This window comes from Noviherbaspirillum denitrificans (assembly GCF_002211445.1).
Taxonomy (GTDB): domain Bacteria; phylum Pseudomonadota; class Gammaproteobacteria; order Burkholderiales; family Burkholderiaceae_D; genus Noviherbaspirillum; species Noviherbaspirillum denitrificans.
This window is the reverse complement of record NZ_LSTO01000001.1, coordinates 4577998-4595395: the sequence shown is the minus strand read 5'-3', so window position 1 is coordinate 4595395 and position 17398 is coordinate 4577998. Positions and strand designations below refer to the sequence as shown.

At 61.8% G+C, this 17398-nt stretch carries 20 protein-coding genes; 5 read left to right on the top strand and 15 right to left on the bottom strand.

Annotated elements, in window-relative coordinates:
- The 8 genes from AYR66_RS22285 to AYR66_RS22250 all read right to left on the bottom strand — a co-directional run.
- A partial coding sequence (locus tag AYR66_RS22285; RefSeq protein ID WP_234814979.1) for a benzoate/H(+) symporter BenE family transporter occupies window positions 1-703 on the bottom strand: 703 nt, incomplete at its 3' end.
- Window positions 704-713: 10 nt separating this feature from the next.
- On the bottom strand, window positions 714-2069 hold the full coding sequence (locus AYR66_RS22280) for an MFS transporter (protein WP_088709331.1): 1356 nt from the start codon (window positions 2067-2069) through the stop codon (window positions 714-716).
- A gap of 32 nt (window positions 2070-2101) precedes the next feature.
- Window positions 2102-2875: a benzoate diol dehydrogenase BenD gene (gene benD / locus AYR66_RS22275; RefSeq protein ID WP_088709330.1), complete on the bottom strand. Its 774-nt coding sequence runs from the start codon at window positions 2873-2875 to the stop codon at window positions 2102-2104.
- Between the two features lie 12 nt (window positions 2876-2887).
- Window positions 2888-3904 carry a benzoate 1,2-dioxygenase electron transfer component BenC gene (benC, locus tag AYR66_RS22270; RefSeq protein ID WP_088709329.1) on the bottom strand — a complete coding sequence of 339 codons (1017 nt, stop codon included), beginning with the start codon at window positions 3902-3904 and terminating at the stop codon, window positions 2888-2890.
- Window positions 3905-3922: 18 nt separating this feature from the next.
- Window positions 3923-4423 (bottom strand): benzoate 1,2-dioxygenase small subunit, encoded by a 501-nt coding sequence (gene benB, locus AYR66_RS22265; protein WP_088709328.1) that lies wholly within the window; start codon window positions 4421-4423, stop codon window positions 3923-3925.
- The gene (locus AYR66_RS22260; RefSeq protein WP_088709327.1) at window positions 4420-5784 is read right to left on the bottom strand and encodes a Rieske 2Fe-2S domain-containing protein; all 1365 of its coding nucleotides are present in this window, start codon (window positions 5782-5784) and stop codon (window positions 4420-4422) included. Before AYR66_RS22260 ends, benB begins: the two co-directional genes overlap by 4 nt.
- Before the next feature lie 84 nt (window positions 5785-5868).
- Window positions 5869-6804, bottom strand: coding sequence for a catechol 1,2-dioxygenase (catA, locus tag AYR66_RS22255; RefSeq protein WP_088709326.1), 936 nt, complete (start codon window positions 6802-6804; stop codon window positions 5869-5871).
- Window positions 6805-6851: 47 nt separating this feature from the next.
- Entirely contained in the window at window positions 6852-8048 is a 1197-nt protein-coding gene (locus AYR66_RS22250) for a muconate/chloromuconate family cycloisomerase (RefSeq protein WP_088709325.1), read from the bottom strand.
- A gap of 144 nt (window positions 8049-8192) precedes the next feature.
- Here AYR66_RS22250 and AYR66_RS22245 point away from each other — a divergent pair, with 144 nt between their 5' ends.
- From AYR66_RS22245 to pcaD, 4 genes are all read left to right on the top strand, one after another.
- Window positions 8193-9146, top strand: a complete 954-nt coding sequence (locus AYR66_RS22245; protein WP_088709324.1) for a LysR family transcriptional regulator — start codon at window positions 8193-8195, stop codon at window positions 9144-9146.
- A 72-nt stretch (window positions 9147-9218) separates the two neighbouring features.
- Window positions 9219-10058 (top strand): IclR family transcriptional regulator domain-containing protein, encoded by an 840-nt coding sequence (locus tag AYR66_RS22240; protein ID WP_088709323.1) that lies wholly within the window; start codon window positions 9219-9221, stop codon window positions 10056-10058.
- 243 nt (window positions 10059-10301) lie between these two features.
- Window positions 10302-10589: a muconolactone Delta-isomerase gene (gene catC / locus AYR66_RS22235; protein ID WP_088709322.1), complete on the top strand. Its 288-nt coding sequence runs from the start codon at window positions 10302-10304 to the stop codon at window positions 10587-10589.
- Window positions 10590-10604: 15 nt separating this feature from the next.
- Window positions 10605-11384 (top strand): 3-oxoadipate enol-lactonase, encoded by a 780-nt coding sequence (pcaD, locus tag AYR66_RS22230; RefSeq protein ID WP_088709321.1) that lies wholly within the window; start codon window positions 10605-10607, stop codon window positions 11382-11384.
- A gap of 58 nt (window positions 11385-11442) precedes the next feature.
- Here the strand turns inward: pcaD and pcaF are convergent, their stop codons facing one another.
- The 6 genes from pcaF to AYR66_RS22205 all read right to left on the bottom strand — a co-directional run bounded on the left by pcaF (window position 11443) and on the right by AYR66_RS22205 (window position 15779).
- On the bottom strand, window positions 11443-12645 hold the full coding sequence (pcaF, locus tag AYR66_RS22225) for a 3-oxoadipyl-CoA thiolase (protein WP_088709320.1): 1203 nt from the start codon (window positions 12643-12645) through the stop codon (window positions 11443-11445).
- 25 nt (window positions 12646-12670) lie between these two features.
- On the bottom strand, window positions 12671-13312 hold the full coding sequence (locus tag AYR66_RS22220) for a CoA transferase subunit B (RefSeq protein WP_088709319.1): 642 nt from the start codon (window positions 13310-13312) through the stop codon (window positions 12671-12673).
- On the bottom strand, window positions 13309-13989 hold the full coding sequence (locus tag AYR66_RS22215) for a 3-oxoacid CoA-transferase subunit A (protein WP_088709318.1): 681 nt from the start codon (window positions 13987-13989) through the stop codon (window positions 13309-13311). The genes AYR66_RS22220 and AYR66_RS22215 overlap by 4 nt, the downstream gene beginning before the upstream one ends.
- 239 nt (window positions 13990-14228) lie before the next feature.
- Window positions 14229-14918 (bottom strand): alpha/beta hydrolase, encoded by a 690-nt coding sequence (locus AYR66_RS22210; RefSeq protein ID WP_088709317.1) that lies wholly within the window; start codon window positions 14916-14918, stop codon window positions 14229-14231.
- Window positions 14919-14946: 28 nt separating this feature from the next.
- On the bottom strand, window positions 14947-15120 hold the full coding sequence (locus AYR66_RS29045; protein WP_170942240.1) for a hypothetical protein: 174 nt from the start codon (window positions 15118-15120) through the stop codon (window positions 14947-14949).
- A 29-nt stretch (window positions 15121-15149) separates the two neighbouring features.
- Entirely contained in the window at window positions 15150-15779 is a 630-nt protein-coding gene (locus AYR66_RS22205) for an NADPH-dependent F420 reductase (RefSeq protein ID WP_088709316.1), read from the bottom strand.
- Between the two features lie 124 nt (window positions 15780-15903).
- On the opposite strand from AYR66_RS22205, the gene AYR66_RS22200 reads away from it, so the two are divergent.
- The gene (locus AYR66_RS22200) at window positions 15904-16848 is read left to right on the top strand and encodes a LysR family transcriptional regulator (protein ID WP_088709997.1); all 945 of its coding nucleotides are present in this window, start codon (window positions 15904-15906) and stop codon (window positions 16846-16848) included.
- A gap of 83 nt (window positions 16849-16931) precedes the next feature.
- Here the strand turns inward: AYR66_RS22200 and AYR66_RS22195 are convergent.
- The coding region (locus AYR66_RS22195; RefSeq protein WP_206047248.1) for a response regulator at window positions 16932-17398 on the bottom strand (467 nt) is incomplete at its 5' end.

Here is a 17398-nt window from a genome sequence, read left to right as displayed (position 1 = left end):
CCGCCATGCCCGGAAGGAACTGCCCGGTCAGGCTCACCAGCACCAGCGGCACGGTGAAGCTGAGGAACACGCCGGCATTGAATTGCGGCGCGATGAACACGGGCGTTGCCGGCTCCAGCCCGAGTGCCTGCAAATTGGTCGTGCCTGCAGAGAACGCCACGCCAAATCCGACCAGCGCGACGACCACGATCGCGTAACGCGGCCACCAGCGCCTGCCCGCCAGATAGGCGGCCAGCATCGCAAACACCATTCCCGGCGCATCGATGCTGGAGCGGAAGGCTTGCGTGCCGAACTGGAACAGGATGCCCGCCATCATGCCGGCCGCAATGCCCTTGGGGATGAAGGCGACGATTCTTTCGAAGCAGCCGGTGACGCCGATGAGGATCACGACGGCGGCTGCGGCGAGATACGCGCCGACCACTTCCGGCATCGAGATACCGGGAAACAGGCTGAGCAGCAAGGCCGTTCCCGGCGCGGACCAGGCGGTGATGACGGGGAGCTTGAGCCACCAGCTCAACAGCAGGCCGCTTGCGCCAGCGCCGATGGAGATCGCCCAGATCCACGAAATCAGTTCCGCATTCGGGACCCGGCCGGCATGGGCCGCCTGCACAAAGATGACCAGCGGCCCCGCATACGAAATCAATACCGCCAGAAACCCGGCGACCCAGGCAGTGACGGAGCCATGCGTGCTTCTGCCTGACACGTCGCTTGTCTCAAACGCTCTGGGAGATTGCCGGAGCATGCGCCGCACCGACCACACCCGCACCCGTGCGGGAGTAGCGCAGGATGAAGATGCCGATGGCCAGCGCGGCGACGAGGCCGGGTACCGCGAACACCAGGAAATTCATCTTCAACGGCAGCGCCGCCGCCATCAGCCAGCCGCCCAGCAACGGGCCGACGATGGCACCCGTGCGGCCGACACCGGAAGCCCAGCCCAGGCCGGTGGAGCGAATGGCCAGCGGGTAGAACTGCGCGGTATTGGCGTATAGCAGGATCTGTGTGCCGATGGTGGTCGCGCCGGCGACGGCGATCAGCAGGTACAGCACCGGCATCGGGCTGTTGAATCCGAGCAGCCCGATGGACAACGTTCCGAGTGCGAAGAAGCTCAACACCACCTTGGGCAGGCTAAAACGATCGCCCAGCCAGCCACCGGTGATGGCACCCACCACGCCGCCGAAATTGAGCATCAGCAGGAACGACAGGCTCGACCCCAGGCTGTAGCCGGCATTGGCCATCAGCTTGGGCAGCCAGGAGCCCAGCGCGTAGACCATCAGAAGGCAGCAGAAGAACGAGAGCCAGGTCATGAAGGTGCCCACTGCGCGGTCTTGCTTGAACAAGTCGAGCATGGGCACGCCCGCGCCCTTGGCATCGGACTGAACCAATTGCGCGTCAGCGTCCAGTCGCACACCGGGCGCAACCATCGCCAGCATTTCGCGCGCCTTCGCATGCTTGCCCTGGCGCAGCAGGAAGCCGACCGACTCGGGCAGCTTCCACAGGATGACCGGCAGCAGCACCAGCGGCACGGCGGCGGCAAAGAACATGGACTGCCAGCCGAAACGCGGCAGCATGTAAATGCCGAGGCCGGCGCACAGCACGCCGCCCAGCGAATAGCCGCTGAACATGATGGCCACCAGGGTGCTGCGCAAGCGCTTGGGGGCATATTCGTTCATCAGCGCCACCGCATTGGGCATCAAGCCGCCACAGCCCAGTCCCGCGATGAAGCGATAGATGCCGAACTCGCCTGGCGTGGCAGCGAAACCGCTCATGAAGGTGGAAATGCTGAACAGGACGAAGCTGATCGCGACGCCCTTTTTGCGGCCCACCCGGTCAGCCAGCGGGCCGAAGACGAAGGCGCCAAACATCATGCCGAACAATGCATAACTGCCCAGCGCGCCAGCTTGCACAGGCGTCAGGTTCCATTCCTTCATCAGGACCGGCAGCACCGCGCCATAGATGAACAGGTCATATCCATCGAAGATCAGAAGCAATGCGCACAGGCACATCACGGTCCAATGGAATTTCGTGAAGCGTGCTCCATCGATGATCTGGTTGACTTCCAGTGTTTTCATGTCTCTCTCCTTTGTTGTATTCGTCGTCGTAGTCAGCCGTTATCGCCGCCGGCCACCGGCACTACTGCACCGGTGATGTAACTGGCCTCGTCGGAAGCCAGGAACAAGATCGGCGCCACCTGTTCCTCGAGGCTGCCGTAGCGCTTGAAGAAGGTGGATTCGGTGACCTGCTGCACGGCTTCGTTCATCCATGCCTTCTCCTGCTCGCTGTCGCCGGCGGCATTGCGGGGAATGCGCCGTGGCGGCGCCTTGGTGCCGCCCGGTGCGCTCGCCACCACGCGGATGTTGTATTCCGCGTATTCCATCGCCAGGGCCGTCGTCAGTGCGTTCACGCCGCCCTTGGCCGCCGAGTACGGCACGCGGCGTATGCCGCGCGTGGCGTTGGACGACACATTCACGATGGTGCCGCCGCCGTGCGCCAGCAAATGCGGCAACACCGCGTGGCAGGCATACAGGGTGGGCATCAGCGAACGGCGGATTTCCGCGTCGATCTGCTCGGGCTCGAACTCCGCATACGGGCGCATGCGAATGGCGCCGCCCACGCCGTTGATCAGGATGTCGATGCCGCCGAATTTTTTTGCCGCGAACGCCATCGCGGACCTGGCGCCCTCGTAGGTTTCGAGATCGGCGACGAAGCCTGCGGTGTTTCCGCCCGGTGCTTCCGCCGCCACCTCGGCGACGAAATCCGCGCGGTCGACGAACAGCACCTTGCCGCCCTCGGCGGCAATGCCCAGCGCCACGCCGCGTCCGATGCCCTGCGCGGCACCGGTCACGACCACGACCTTTCCTTCAAAGCGTTTCCTCATGGCGCGCTCCGCTTATGCAGTGATCTGGTTGGGGGCAAACTTCTCGTAGTGGAAGCTTGCGGGCGTAATGCCTGCGGTCTTGAAGTGCTTCTGCACAGCGTCCACCATTGGCGGCGGGCCGCACAGGTAGACATCGACATTGCCGTCATGCAGCGCCTGTGCCGGCATATGCTGGGTCACATAGCCCTGGCGCTCATGCGTGGTCGAAGGATCGGCGACGCAGGTGGAGAAGGTGAAACCCGGCACGCGCAGCGCGTATTCCTGCAGGCGATCCACCAGCACCAGGTCCTGGTCGCGGGTCACGCCATAGATCATGTGCACCGGCTGGTTCGACTCCAGGCGCGCCAGCTCCTCCAGCATCGAGAGGAAAGGCGCCAGCCCGGTGCCGCCAGCCAGGAACAGCAGCGGCTTGTTGACTGCGCGCAGGTAAAAGCTGCCCAGCGGACCGGTCATCTCGAGGTTGGCGCCGGCGGCAGCACTGGCCAGCCAGCCGCTCATCAGGCCGCCCGGCACCTGCTTGATCAGGAAGGTCATGCGGCGCGCACCCGGGGCCGAACTGAACGAGTAGGAGCGATGCTGCGCGCTGCCCGGCACGCCAATGTTCACGTACTGTCCCGGCAGGAAGGCTGGCGCATCCTCGGCCACATCGAGCGCCAGCTCGTAGGCGGCATCGCCGTGCGGCGTGACGGCGGTCACCGTGCCGTTGAATTTTGCGGTACCGGTCTTGCAGGCGGTCGACGGCACGGGCACCGCGACCACGCAGTCCGATTTGGGAATCATCTGGCAGGTCAGCACCAGTCCTTCGGCGGCTTCATCGCCGGTCAGCGCGTCGTCGATGTAGTCGTCGCCCATGTCGTACGTGCCGCTTTCGGCGCGGCACTTGCAGGTACCGCACACGCCGTCGGAGCAATCCATAGGCAGGTTGATGCGATTGCGGAACGCTGCGTCCAGTACTTTTTCATTGGCGCCGCAGTCAACGAAGCGGGTCACCCCATCCTCGAAATTCAAGGCGATGCGATAGCTGTTCATCGTGTGTCTCCGTACCGGTCAGATGTGATAGACGTCAATCACCTGGCGGATGTAATCGTTCTTCAGAACGATCTTCTTGCGTGCGATCAGGAAGCCGCCATCCACCTTGCGCAAGGTCGCGAAGACCGTGCCGAAGTAATGGTCGGTCAGCTTGTAGCGGTGGCTGAGCGTGTGGAAGTTGTAGCGCACGTCGACCGCATCGTCGCGCTCGGCCAGCACTTCCACATTGGTGATCATGTGATTGGTCCGCGGCTCCGGCATGGACGCGCTGGAGCGCTCGGTCTTGATGCGGAACACCCGGTCTTCGAGGCCATTGCGGTTGGCGTAGTAGATCAGCGAGATTTCGCTCTGCGGATCTTCCGTCAGTTGGTCATCATCGTCCCAGGCCGGCATCCAGTATTCGACGTCCGGCGCGTACAGCTCCAGCCACGGCTCCCATTGCCGTTCGTCCAGATAGCGTGCCTCGCGGTAGATGAAGGCGCAGATGGCGCCATGATCGACTGTGGTCAACGCGCTCATTGCTGTGCTCCTTTGCGCTCTTGCCGTACGGCCTTGCGCATCTGTTGCATCCAATAGTTGTGCTGGCAGACGAACAAGCCTTCGTCTTCGCTGCGTTCACCGCTCAGCAGGGGCTTCATGCCCATCTTTTTTGCGTTTTCATCGGGCCCTTCGATCCACAGCGGCGCACCGCGGCTGAGGTCGTTCCAGCGGACCGCGGAACCCGCGTAACCGGCCTGGCAGGCGCGGAATTCTTCGAGGTCGTCCGCGGTACCCATGCCCGACACATTGAAGAAGTCTTCGTACTGGCGGATGCGCAGTGCGCGGTCTTCGGCGCTCTCGCCCTTGGGGCCGAAGCAGAAGATGGTGATCTCGGTCTTGTCCACGCTGATCGGACGCGCGACACGGATCTGCGTGCCGAACTGGTCCATCAGGAACACGTTGGGATACAGGCACAGGTTGCGGGTCTGGCCGACGATCGTGTCGGCGCGCGACTGGCCCACGCGCTGCGCAAGTTCCTCGCGCTGGTTCCAGATCGGGCGCACTTCCGGATTCAGCGTGTTGGTCCACAGCAGGATGTGGCCATGCTCGAAGCCGTACACGCCGGCGACCGCCTTGCTCCAGTTGTTGGCATCGGTGGCCTTGGTGCCGCCTTCCTTGCGGCGGCCCATGGTGGCGGCGTAGTTCCAGTGCACGGTGCTGACGTGGTAGCCGTCGCAGCCGTTTTCCATCTGCATCTTCCAGTTGCCGTCATAGATGTAGCTGGAATTGCCGCGCAGGACTTCCAGGCCATTCGGCGCCTGGTCGACGATCTGGTCGATGATGACGCGCGTCTCGCCCAGGTACTCTTCCAGCGGCAGCACGTCGGCATTCAGGCTGCCGAACAGGAAGCCGCGATAGTTCTCGAAGCGCGCCACCTTCGTCAGGTCATGCGAGCCGTGCTTGTTGAAGGACACCGGGTATTCGGTGGTCTTTTCGTCCTTGACCTTGAGCAGCTTGCCGTTGTTGCTGAACGTCCAGCCGTGGAAGGGGCAAGTGAAGCTGGCCTTGTTGCCGTGCTTGCGGCGGCAAAGCATCGCGCCCTTGTGTGCGCAGGCATTGATCACCGCGTGCAGTTCACCGGTCTTGTCGCGGGTGACCACGATGGGCTGGCGGCCGATCCACGTGGTGTAGTAGTCGTTGTTGTTCGGAATCTGGCTTTCGTGCGCCAGGTAGACCCAGTTCGATTCGAACAGGTGCTTCATCTCCAGTTCGAAAAGGTCGGGGTTGGTGAAGATGTCGCGGCGGCAGCGGAAGACACCCGTCGCCTTGTCATCTTCCAAGGCGGTGTCCAGCAGCTTCTCGACCTCGTCGTACTTGTCGGCAATCGCAGTCGTGCTCATGTCAAATCTCCAGGATGCAGCCCGCCCCCCGCAATGTCCCATTGCGGTGTTCTCTCGGCGGGGGAAGGATGGGGAGGGTGCTGGTCAGGCGGCCAGGCGCGGGCGGTCGACGATCTGGTTGTCGACGCCATCCACCAGCGCGCTGAGCTTGATGTCGAAGACGATTTCAGCGAAAGGTCCGCTCAAGCCTTCGGCCTTGATGCTGGCATCGTCGTTGCGCTCGACCAGCGGCGGCACGAGTCCGTCACGCGTCGCGTAGGCGAAGTCGTCAAACACCAGCGGGTCGCCGTCGATGTTGATTTGCGTGGTCAGCTTGCGATGGCCGGGGGCCGTGATGAAGAAGTGGATGTGAGCCGGACGGTTGCCGTGGCGGCCGAGCTGGTTGAGCAAGCCTTGTGTCGGGCCGTCGGGCGGGCAGCCGTAGCCGACAGGCACGATGCTCTGGAATTTGTAGCGGCCCTGGGCATCGGCGATGATGGTACGGCGCATGTTGAAGGGCTTTTGCTCCCCGGTGGGATCGAAGTGCGAATAGAAGCCCTTGGTATTGGCGTGCCAGACTTCGACCTGCGCGCCCGGCAGGGGCTTGCCGCCTGCGTCGTAGACCGTGCCGTGCATGATGAGGGTCTTGCCTGCCTTGTCGCTGCCGTCATCGAGGCGCGCAAAGCCCTGCGCCACCGGTGCGCCCGCCACGTACAGCGGACCTTCGATAGTGCGCGGCGTGCCGTTGACCACGCCCAGCGCAGCGTCCTCGGCATCCATGCGCATGTCCAGGAAGCGGTCCAGGCCCAGGCCCGGGGAAAGCAGGCCCGCTTCGCCGGCGGCGCCGAGCCGGTTCAGGTAGGCCACGCCGGCCCAGTACTCGTCGGACGTGATGTTCAAGTCGTCGATGGCCTTGAACAGGTCGGACAGGATGCGGTGGACGATCTGCTTCGTGCGCGGGTTGCCGCCTTGCTGATCCAGGCCGCTGGCCAGGCGCAGGAAGTTCTGCACTTCGGGGGTGTTGAAAATCTGGACGGACATTTTTGTCTCCTTTGAATTGGTGGATACAGGACGTGAAGATCGATGAATCAGCGGGCAATGCCGGCAGGCCGGACCACCGCAACCGTGGCACCTTGTTTCTTGTCACGGCGGAAGAACTGGACGCGGTCTTCGTCCAGCGCAATTCCCAGGCCGGGCGCTGTGGGCACGGCCAGCTGGAAGTCCCGGTATTGCAGCGGCTCGGCCAGGATTTCCTCGGTGAGCAGCAAGGGACCGAACAGCTCGGTTCCCCATTGCAGCTCGCGGAAGGTCGCAAAGGCATGCGCCGAAGCGATCGTGCCGATCGCGCCTTCCAGCATGGTGCCGCCATAGAGTTCGATGCCGGCAGCATCCGCAATTCCCGCGACCTGTTGCGCTGCACGCAGGCCGCCGGATTGTTCAGTCTTGATGGCGAACACGTCGACGCCCGACTGGCGGGCCAGTGCGAAGGCGGAGACCGGGCCGGTCAGCGATTCATCGGCCATCACTGCGATCGCAAAGCGGCCCTTCAGGCGGGTCAATGCGTCCACCGACGCCACCGGCTGCTCGACCAGTTCGCAACCGGCATCGACCAGCCCTGCCAGGCCGCGCTGCGCGTCCAGCTCGCTCCAGGCCATGTTCACGTCCACCCGCACGGCGCCGCGATCACCCAGCGCCTTCTTGATTGCGGCAACGTGGGCCACGTCGGCATCCACCGCGCGGCGGCCGATCTTCAGCTTGAAGATCTTGTGACGGCGCGCGGCGAGCATGCGCTCGGCTTCGTCGATGTCCTTGGCGGTGTCGCCCGACGCCAGCGTCCATGCGACCGGCAGGCTGTCGCGCACGCGGCCGCCCAGCAGTTGGGATACCGGCAAACCGGTGCGCTGGCCCAGCGCATCGAACAGCGCCGTTTCGACTGCGCACTTGGCAAAGCGATTGTCGTGGATGCCCTTGTTGAGTTTGGCCATCATGGCCGGCACATGGTTGGCATCGGCGCCGAGCAGCTGCGGCGCGAAATAGGTATCGATCGCCAGCTTCATGCCCTCGGGCGACTCCGCGCCATAGGCCAGTCCGCCGATCGTCGTACCCTCGCCGACACCCACCGTGCCGTCCGAGCAGTAGAGACGGACCAGCATCAGGGTCTGGCCGTCCATGGTTGCCATGGAGAGCTTGTGGGGACGGATGGTCGGCAGGTCGACCAGGAAGGTTTCCACCCGCTCGATACGCACCGGGGCCGTCGAAGTTTGATTGTGTTGTGTGGGTTCCATGGACACGATTAAACACCCGGAACCGTCCATGAATCCAACACCAAATTTATCTAGTTCCATACCTTTTAGGTATAATCTGAAACGCAGCCCGTGCAAATCAGCATATTGCAAATCTTAAATGCCGTATTGATATGATTTTTCGCTATGGATATCCGGCAGCTCAAATACTTCGTCGCCGTCGCCACCACGCGCAATTTCACGCGCGCTTCCGAGCAATTGCATATCGCCCAGCCCCCGCTGAGCCGCCAGATCCAGTTGCTTGAAGAAGAGTTGGGCGTGCAGCTCCTGATGCGCAACAGCCGACCGTTACGGCTGACGGACGCCGGCCGCGTCTTCTACGAACAAGCGCTCCAGATCATCAATCGTCTTGACCAGCTCAAGACCGCCACGCAGCAGATCGGGCTGAACCAGAAGCAGACGCTGTCCATCGGATTCGTCGCATCGACCTTGTATGGCGGCCTGCCGATGCTGGTACGCAAGTTGCGCCAGAACTATCCCGACGTCGACGTACAGCTGGTGGAATTGACGTCGATGCAGCAATTCGCGGCGCTGAAGTCCGGACGTATCGACGTCGGTTTCGGGCGCATCCGCAGCAATGACCCAGGCGTGGCCCGGACGGTATTGCGCGAGGAAAAGCTGGTGCTGGCCATTCCCTCCGGCTCGCCGCTGGCGACCAGCGACACGCGCATCGGCCTGAAGGCGCTCAATGACCAGAAACTCATCATCTACCCGAAGGAACCGCGGCCCAGTTTTGCGGACCATGTGCTGAGCCTGCTGAACGACCAGGGCATACAGCCCTCGGAGATCCATGAGGTGCGGGAGATCCAGACCGCGCTGGGCCTGGTTGCGGCCGACTCCGGCCTGTGCCTGATTCCTGCGTCGGCACGCCTGCGCAACGATATCCACTACAGGCTGGTCGATGATCCCGGCGCTACCTCGCCGATCATCTTCTCGCACCGGATCAACGATAATGCCTGGTATATCGACGCCATCAAGCAACTGGTCGCGGACATGTATGCGGAACATCCACCGTGGCTGGACGTCGAGACCAATTTGTTCCCGACGTCAGACCTGCCTGGCGACGCCGGACCGTTCTGAGCCATGCCGTGCTTTTTTGTTGCAGGCTAACCGTGTTATGTTCTCATTCCCGTTTTTCACGACCCGATTGCAATGACAGCCGTTAAAGCCAAGGTGAAGGCCAGCGACACTGATGCCCTCTCCTCTTCCTCCGACGTATCGGAGAGCCTCCCCACTCCGGGCGATGGCTATGTGCAATCATTCGCGCGCGGGCTGGCGGTGCTGCGCAGCTTCGGCAGTGATGCGCCTTCCCAGACATTGAGCGAAGTGGCCGAACGTACCGGCCTCACCCGCGCCGGCGCCCGGCGCATCCTGCTCACCCTGCTCCACCTCGACTACGTCGAAGCGGACGGCCGCCAGTTCAAGCTTACGCCCAAGGTGTTGGAACTCGGCTTCGCCTACCTGTCGTCGCTGCCGGTCTGGACGCGCGCGCAGCCGATCATGGAAGACCTGGTCGAATCCTTGCGGCAGTCGTGTTCGGCCGCGGTACTGGATGGTGACGAGATCGTGTACGTCCTGCGCGTCCCGGCGCACAAGATCATGTCCATCAACCTTGGCATTGGCAGCCGCTTGCCCGCTTATTGCACGTCGATGGGACGTGTACTGCTGTCGGGCTTGCCGACGGATGTGCTGCACGCCCGGTTGTCGGCAATGGAGAGGAAGGCGTACACCGCCAACACCCTGACTGACGTCGATGACCTGATGTCCGCCATCGCACTGGTCAAGAAACAAGGCTGGGCGATGGTGGAGCAAGAGCTGGAAATGGGGCTGACGTCCATTGCGGCACCGGTGATCGACAGGGCCGGCCGCATCGTGGCGGCAGTCAACATCAGCGGCCAGGCAACGCCGCAGGCGCGCGATGCGCTCATCGAAAAGGGCTTGCCGCAATTGCTGGAAGCCGTGGGAAAGATCAATCGGCTGGTCTGTACCTAGAAGAAGTTTCTCCTCTCTTCCACCTCTCTTCCGGCTTTTCTCCAATCTTTCATTCCCGTTCTTGCGCAATGCTCGAACGGGAACGCCCGCTTGCTCGCTTCTGGGCTTCCTGCATGTTGACAGCCTCCCCAGCCGAGGCCTAATATCGCTTTGTTCGATTAAAGAATTAATGTTCTTATAGCGAACAACGATATAAGTTGTTCGCACCAAGCACTCACTCCATACCTTAAACGGAGAAACGTCATGCTCTTTATGGTCCAAATGCAAGTCAATATCCCCGCTTCCATCGACAAAGATACCGCGGACGCCCTGAAGAAGAATGAAAAGGAGATGTCCCAGAAGCTGCAGCGCGAAGGAAAATGGCGCGACCTCTGGCGCGTCGTCGGCCAGTATGCGAATGTCAGCATCTTCAATGTCTCCGGCAACGAGGAACTGCATCAAATCCTGAGCAATCTTCCGCTGTTCCCGTTCATGACGATCTCGGTGACGCCGCTCACCCAGCATCCTTCTGCGATCGCGCAAATCGACTGATCAAGGAAGATTGCCATGCCATTCGCATCCGTCAACGGAATCAAGCTGCACTATCAGCTGGATGGCGATCCGTCGCTTCCCGTATTGGTGCTTTCCAATTCCCTGGGCACGTCGCTGTCCATGTGGGATCCGCAAATCCCCGAATTCAGCAGGCATTTCCGTGTATTGCGCTACGACACCCGCGGCCATGGCCAATCGGAGGTCGCTCCCGGGCCGTACAACATTGCGACGCTTGCCGCAGACGTGATCGCCCTGCTCGATCACCTGGAAATCCCATGCGCGCATTTCTGCGGCTTGTCGATGGGCGGCAGCACCTTCATGTACCTTGCGTTGCACTATCCGGCGCGCGTCAGGAAGCTCATCCTCTGCAACACCGGCGCCCAGATCGGCACCGCGGACGGCTGGAATTCACGCATCGACATCGTCAAGCGGGAAGGCATGACGGCGATTGCGCAGGCAGTTGTTTCGCGCTGGCTGACGCCCGCGTATTCGCAGCAGCATCCGGAGCAAGTCGCTACATTGACCAATATGCTGCTCGCCACGCCTGCGGAAGGCTATGCGGCCGCCTGTGCCGCGGTGCGCGACAACGACCTGCGCGATGTGATCGCGGGCATCAGCGCGCCGACGCTGGTCATTGCAGGAACCGGGGATGTACCGACACCACCGGCCGATGGTCAATTCATGCGCTCGCACATCCCGGGAGCGCGGTACGTGGAATTCGATGCAGCTCATATCTCCAATCAGCAGCAACCCGAAGCGTTCACGCGCGCGGTTGTTCAATTCCTGACCGAGTAAAAAAAGAGCGCCGGTTCCGAGTTGGAACCGGCGCTTTTTCCTGGCCCTGTGAACGGGCTTAAACGCGTTCGATCACCATCGCGATTCCCTGCCCGACGCCAATGCACATCGTGCACAGCGCGTAACGTCCGCCCGTGCGTTGCAACTGATACGCCGCGGTCGTCACCAGGCGCGCTCCGCTCATTCCCAGCGGATGGCCCAATGCAATCGCGCCGCCATTCGGATTGACACGCGCATCGTCATCGGCCACGCCGAGCTCGCGCAGCACCGCCAGTCCCTGCGACGCAAAGGCTTCGTTCAGTTCAATCACATCCATCTGGCCGATGTCCAGGCCCAGCTGTGCCAGCAGCTTCTTGCTGGCCGGCGCCGGACCGATCCCCATCACGCGCGGCGCCACGCCGGCAGTTGCCATGCCAAGGATGCGCGCCATGGGTTTCAGGCCGTATTTGTCGACCGCTTCCGCGCTGGCGAGCAGCAATGCGCAGGCGCCGTCATTCACACCGGATGCGTTACCGGCCGTGACCGTGCCATCGGGCCGTACCACGCCCTTCAGTTTCGCGAGCGCTTCCATGGTGGTGGCGCGAGGATGTTCGTCCTGCGAAACGGTCACCGGATCCCCCTTTTTCTGCGGCACCAGCACAGGCACGATCTCCTGCGCCAAGGTACCGTTCCTCTGCGCCTCGGCGGCCTTGGCCTGGCTGTTCACGGCGAAGCGATCCTGGTCTTCGCGATTCACCTTGTAGTCGTCCGCCACATTCTCTGCCGTCTCGGGCATCGCATCGACGCCATACTGTTCTTTCATCAGCCGGTTGACGAAGCGCCAGCCGATGGTGGTGTCGTGGATCGCGGCGCTGCGCGAAAACGCGCTTTCCGCCTTGCCCATCACGAAAGGCGCACGGGTCATCGACTCCACGCCGCCGGCAATCATCAGCTGCGCCTCCCCTGCCTTGATGGCGCGCGCGGCCGTGCCGACCGCGTCCATGCCGGAACCACAGAGGCGATTGACGGTCGAGCCCGGCACTTCCTTCGGCAGGCCAGCCAGCAGCAAGGACATGCGCGCCACGTTGCGGTTGTCTTCGCCGGCCTGGTTGGCGCAACCATAGATCACATCATCCACCGCGCGCCAATCGACCTGGGGGTTGCGCTCCATCAGCGCACGCATGGGCACGGCACCGAGGTCATCGGGGCGCACGTCCTTCAGCGCGCCGCCGTAACGGCCGATCGGGGTACGGATTGCATCGCAAATAAATACGTCTTTCATCTCTTCCTCGCTCCTTTTGGTTGGTTCAGGCAGCCGGACGCAGCGGTGCACCGGTCAGCTTTTGCAACTCGTCAAAGGACAGGCCTTCGACGATCTCGCGCACCTGCAATCCCTGCGGGGTGACGTCGAGCACCGCCAGGTCGGTATAGATGCGGTTGACGCAACCGATGCCGGTCAGCGGGTAAGTGCAATTGCCGACGATCTTGCTTTCGCCGTTCTTGGTCTGGTGCTCCATCATCACGAACACCTGCTTGGCGCCGATCGCGAGGTCCATCGCGCCGCCGACGGCGGGGATCGCGTCCGGGGCGCCGGTGTGCCAGTTCGCCAAATCTCCGCCGGCCGACACCTGAAAGGCACCCAGCACGCAGATATCGAGATGGCCGCCACGCATCATCGCGAATGAATCGGCGTGATGGAAGTAGGAGCCGCCGGTCAGCAGCGTCACCGGCTGCTTGCCGGCATTGATCAAATCCTCGTCCTCCTCGCCGGGGGCAGGTGCCGGCCCCATGCCAAGCAAACCGTTTTCGCTCTGCAGGAAGATTTCCTTGTCGGCCGGCAGGTAGTTGGCCACCTTGGTCGGCAGTCCGATGCCGAGGTTCACGTACGCACCTTCGGGAATGTCCTGCGCCACGCGCGCAGCCATCTGTTCACGGGAAAATCGGTTCATTGGTTGGCCTCCTGCGCATTGGCTTGCACGACCCGCTGCACGAAGATGCCGGGGGTGACAATGACTTCGGGATCAAGCTGCCCGAGTTCCACGACTTCGCTGACTTGCGCAATGGTGCATTTGGCGGCCATGGCCATGATCGGCCCGAAGTTGCGCGCGGTCTTGCGGTAGACCAGGTTGCCCCAGCGGTCGCCGCGCAGCGCCTTGATCAGCGCGAAGTCAGCGTGAATGGGCGATTCCAGCACGTAGTTCCGGCCATCGATGAGGCGCGTCTCCTTGCCTTCGGCCAGCATCGTGCCGTAGCCGGTGGGCGTGAAGAAGCCGCCGATCCCTGCGCCGGCCGCACGAATGCGCTCAGCCAGGTTGCCCTGTGGCGTGAGCTCGAGCTCGATTTCGCCGGCGCGGTAGAGCGCATCGAATACCTGCGAGTCTGCCTGGCGCGGGAAGGAGCAGATGATCTTCTTCACGCGCCTTGCCTTGAGCAATGCGGCCAGACCGGTTTCACCGTTACCCGCATTGTTGTTGACGATGGTGAGATCGCGCGCGCCCTGGGCAATCAGCGCGTCGATCAGCGCCGACGGCATGCCGGCGTTGCCGAACCCGCCAATCATGATCGTGGCCCCGTCCTGGATGCCGGCCACAGCCTGCTCCAATGACTCAAAAGTCTTGTCTATCACCTTGCACCTCCTGCTCGTGTCGTCGTTGCATCACCCACCCCAAATAGTCGAGGTTTCGAATGAAGACCTCGTTACCGCATTCTTTTAGAACCAAATGTTCTACTATCGAACATTTGTTTTCTAATCGAACAAAGTGTAGCAACGGGAAGTCGCTGCGTCAATTGCGCAGAACGCGGCGAAGGAACTTGGTGAATCAATGGAAACATTTGGAAGAAGGCGCATGCAGGCAAGATTGCCGGCTATCGGCTTAGCTGCCCTGACAGCCACTGATTGAACGCGTCAAGCATCGCTGCATTCAATTCATGCCCGGCCGGGAATTCCTGGTAGGTCAGTTGCACGCCTTTTTCCAGCAGAAGTGCGTGCGCCGAACGGGCAAAATCGATGGGCAGCTTTTCGTCATGCTCCCCATGCGACAGGAAAGCATGCAGGTCGGCAAGCTGATCCGGTGGCGCGACCAGCGGCCCGATCTCCGGCAGGATACGGCCGCTCAAAATGCCAAACCCGCGCACGAGGTCAGGGCGTGTCAATCCGACACTGGCACTCAGGATTCCGCCCTGGCTGAACCCGGCGATCCACACCCTGCGGCCGTCAATACCATATGCGCCGGGCAACCCACTGATAAAGGTCGTGAGGCCCTGGCGCGCCTGCTCGGCCTGCGCTGCATTGATGACCGGACCGGATGCAGTGAAATTCACCTGGAAGAAGCCGAACTGCATCGGACCGAACGCGAGCGGCGAACGCACCAGGATGACAGTGAGGCGGGGATCCAGGAGCCTGGCCATGTTGACCAGACCGAGCTCATTGGCGCCGACGCCATGCAGCAACAGGAGGCAAGGCGATCCTTCGATGGGGCCGGTTTGCGGCGCACGGACGCGGTGGGCGAGAGGGAGCGCCGGCAGTTCGATCAGTGTCGTCAAGTCAGTGTTCATGATTACCTCGTTTATTTGCCTGGGCGAGTCATGCTGTTTCCACTGCCGGACGCACCGGCAGGGAGTCGAGATGCGGGCCGGCTGGAACGATGCCGCCGGGATTGAGCGACTGGAAACCAGAGCGCTGGCGTAAGAACCGTCCATCGCTGTCGCTCACCTGGATCGGATGCCAGTTGTCCGTCCGCTGTCCATTGACCAGCATGATGTCCGCTCCTTGTTCGTCGCCCCTGATTACGCGATACCGATCCACGACGGAGCGATGCTGGTGCCATGGCCCGCGCCATACCCAAAGTAGATGTTCAGGCCGGCCAACGGTTCGAGGTAGCGTGCATTCTTCAACGGGCCGGCATTCACCGGAGAAAAACCGGTGCTGTCGATCAGCGCATGCACGGTCTTGCCGGCGGCTTCGCTGTCCGTCGCGTAATAGACCGGCACACGCTTGCTATGCAGTTGCGGGCCTTCGGCCAGGATCTGTGCGAACACCGTATTGAATGCCTTGACGACCTGCGCGCCCGGCACCGCCTTTGCGATTTCTTCCGCGGCCGAGGTCGTGTGTCCGACCGTCAGGCCCATGTAGTCCGCTGTCAGCGGGTTGGTGATGTCGATGACAACCTTGCCCGTCAGGTCACCGAGCGACTTCAGCGCCGGCACCGCATCCGCATAGGCGGTGGCGACGACGACGACGTCGGACGCACCCAGCGCTTCGCCGGCAGCGGCCGCCGTGACGTTCGGGATCGCTTGTGCGAGTGCGCGTGCCTTGTCGAGGTCACGTGCGGTAACAGTGATCTGATGACCTGCCTTGGCCAGTTGCTTGGCGAGGCCCTTACCCATGTTGCCGGTGCCGAGGATGGTGACTTTCATGATGTTCCTTTCAGGTTCGTGGTTGACGAAGGAGCCGATGCGGCTGCAATGGGAGTACTTTACTTGTTGATGTTTTTGGGATAAAGATTGTTTCAATAGAATGTTTGTTTCACATTTCGAGACAATGGACAAATTCCAGGAAATGCAGGCTTTCGTCGCCGTTGTCGACAACGGCAGCTTTGTACGGGCAGCGGATGCGTTGAATACTTCGAAGGCAGCGATCTCGCGCCAGGTCGCCGACCTCGAGCAACGGTTGGGAATCCGCTTGCTGCACAGGACCACGCGCAAGCTCTCGATGACGGACGAAGGCCAGCTGTTCTATACCCGCTGCAGCGAACTGCTTAACGGCCTGCAAGAGGCGGAAGCTGAACTGAATCTGCGCAGCGGCGAACCTTCCGGGCACTTGCGGATCAGCGCGCCCGTCACCTTCGGCGTCGCGCACCTCGCCCCGCTGTGGGGAAGGTTTCTGCATCTGCATCCAAAGATCTCGATGGAAGTATCGCTGTCTGACCGCACGGTCGACCTGGTGGAAGACGGCTTCGATCTCGCCGTGCGCATTGCACGCGCGCCGCATCCGAGCTTCATTGCCAGGCGGCTGGCATCGACCAGCATGGTGTTGTGCGCATCACCGGGCTACCTGAAGCGGCACGGCGCTCCAGCGCAGCCACAGGACATCGCCAGCCATAACGTCATCTCCTACAGCTACTGGTCGTCGAAGGACGAATGGGAATTCATCCGTCCTGGCGGCAAGACCGAAGTCGTCAGGACAAAGCCGCGCCTGCATGCGAACAGCGGGGACACCTGCGTCGCGGCGGCATTGCAGGACCAGGGCATCGTCCTGCAACCGGACTTCCTTGTGTATGAGGCTTTGCGGGACGGGAGATTGAAGCGTCTGCTGGCTGACTACCAGACGGTGGAATTGGGCATCTATGCGATCTACGCGTCACGCCGCCAGTTGCCGTTGAAGTTGCGATACCTGATCGACTTTTTGGTCACGTCATTCGAGAAGCCGGCATGGGGCGCGGGCGGAGACGGAAGTGCTGTAATTCAATCACCCGCGTCTCAATAACGTAGCGCCTTTATGGGTGGAATCACATCCATGAAATGCGCTCTAAATAAGCGCATTCCAGGGAACGGCAGAAAGACCGTGTATCAGAACTCCAGAAGTTCGGGCTCGTTCAGATCCTGCAGATGCGTCGCCAGGGTAAGGAGCTTCACCGGCTTCACGAGATGTGCATGCGCACCGATGCGAAGCGCTTCGTTCCCCATGTCGGCTGAAGTTCGTCCGGTAAGGACAAGGATTCGGGTCGCGGGATACGCTTCAATCAATCGCGGAATCGATGTCAAACCGGACGCATCAGGGAGGTTCAGGTCCAGCAGAATGACGTCGGGGGACTCTGTCATGACTGCCGCCCACAATTCAGGCATGGCACGCGCGACCGTGACCGTGTGACCGATTTCTTGCAAATACCCCGCAAGTTCTTTGGCATACAGCAGATTGTCTTGGACAAGAACGACGCGGAGCATGGAATAAAAAGTTGAGGCTGGAAGGCGGCGGGTACCTCTATCCAGCCTCAGATCCAAATGGGAAGTTGGAAGATGGCTATTGTAAGCACTGG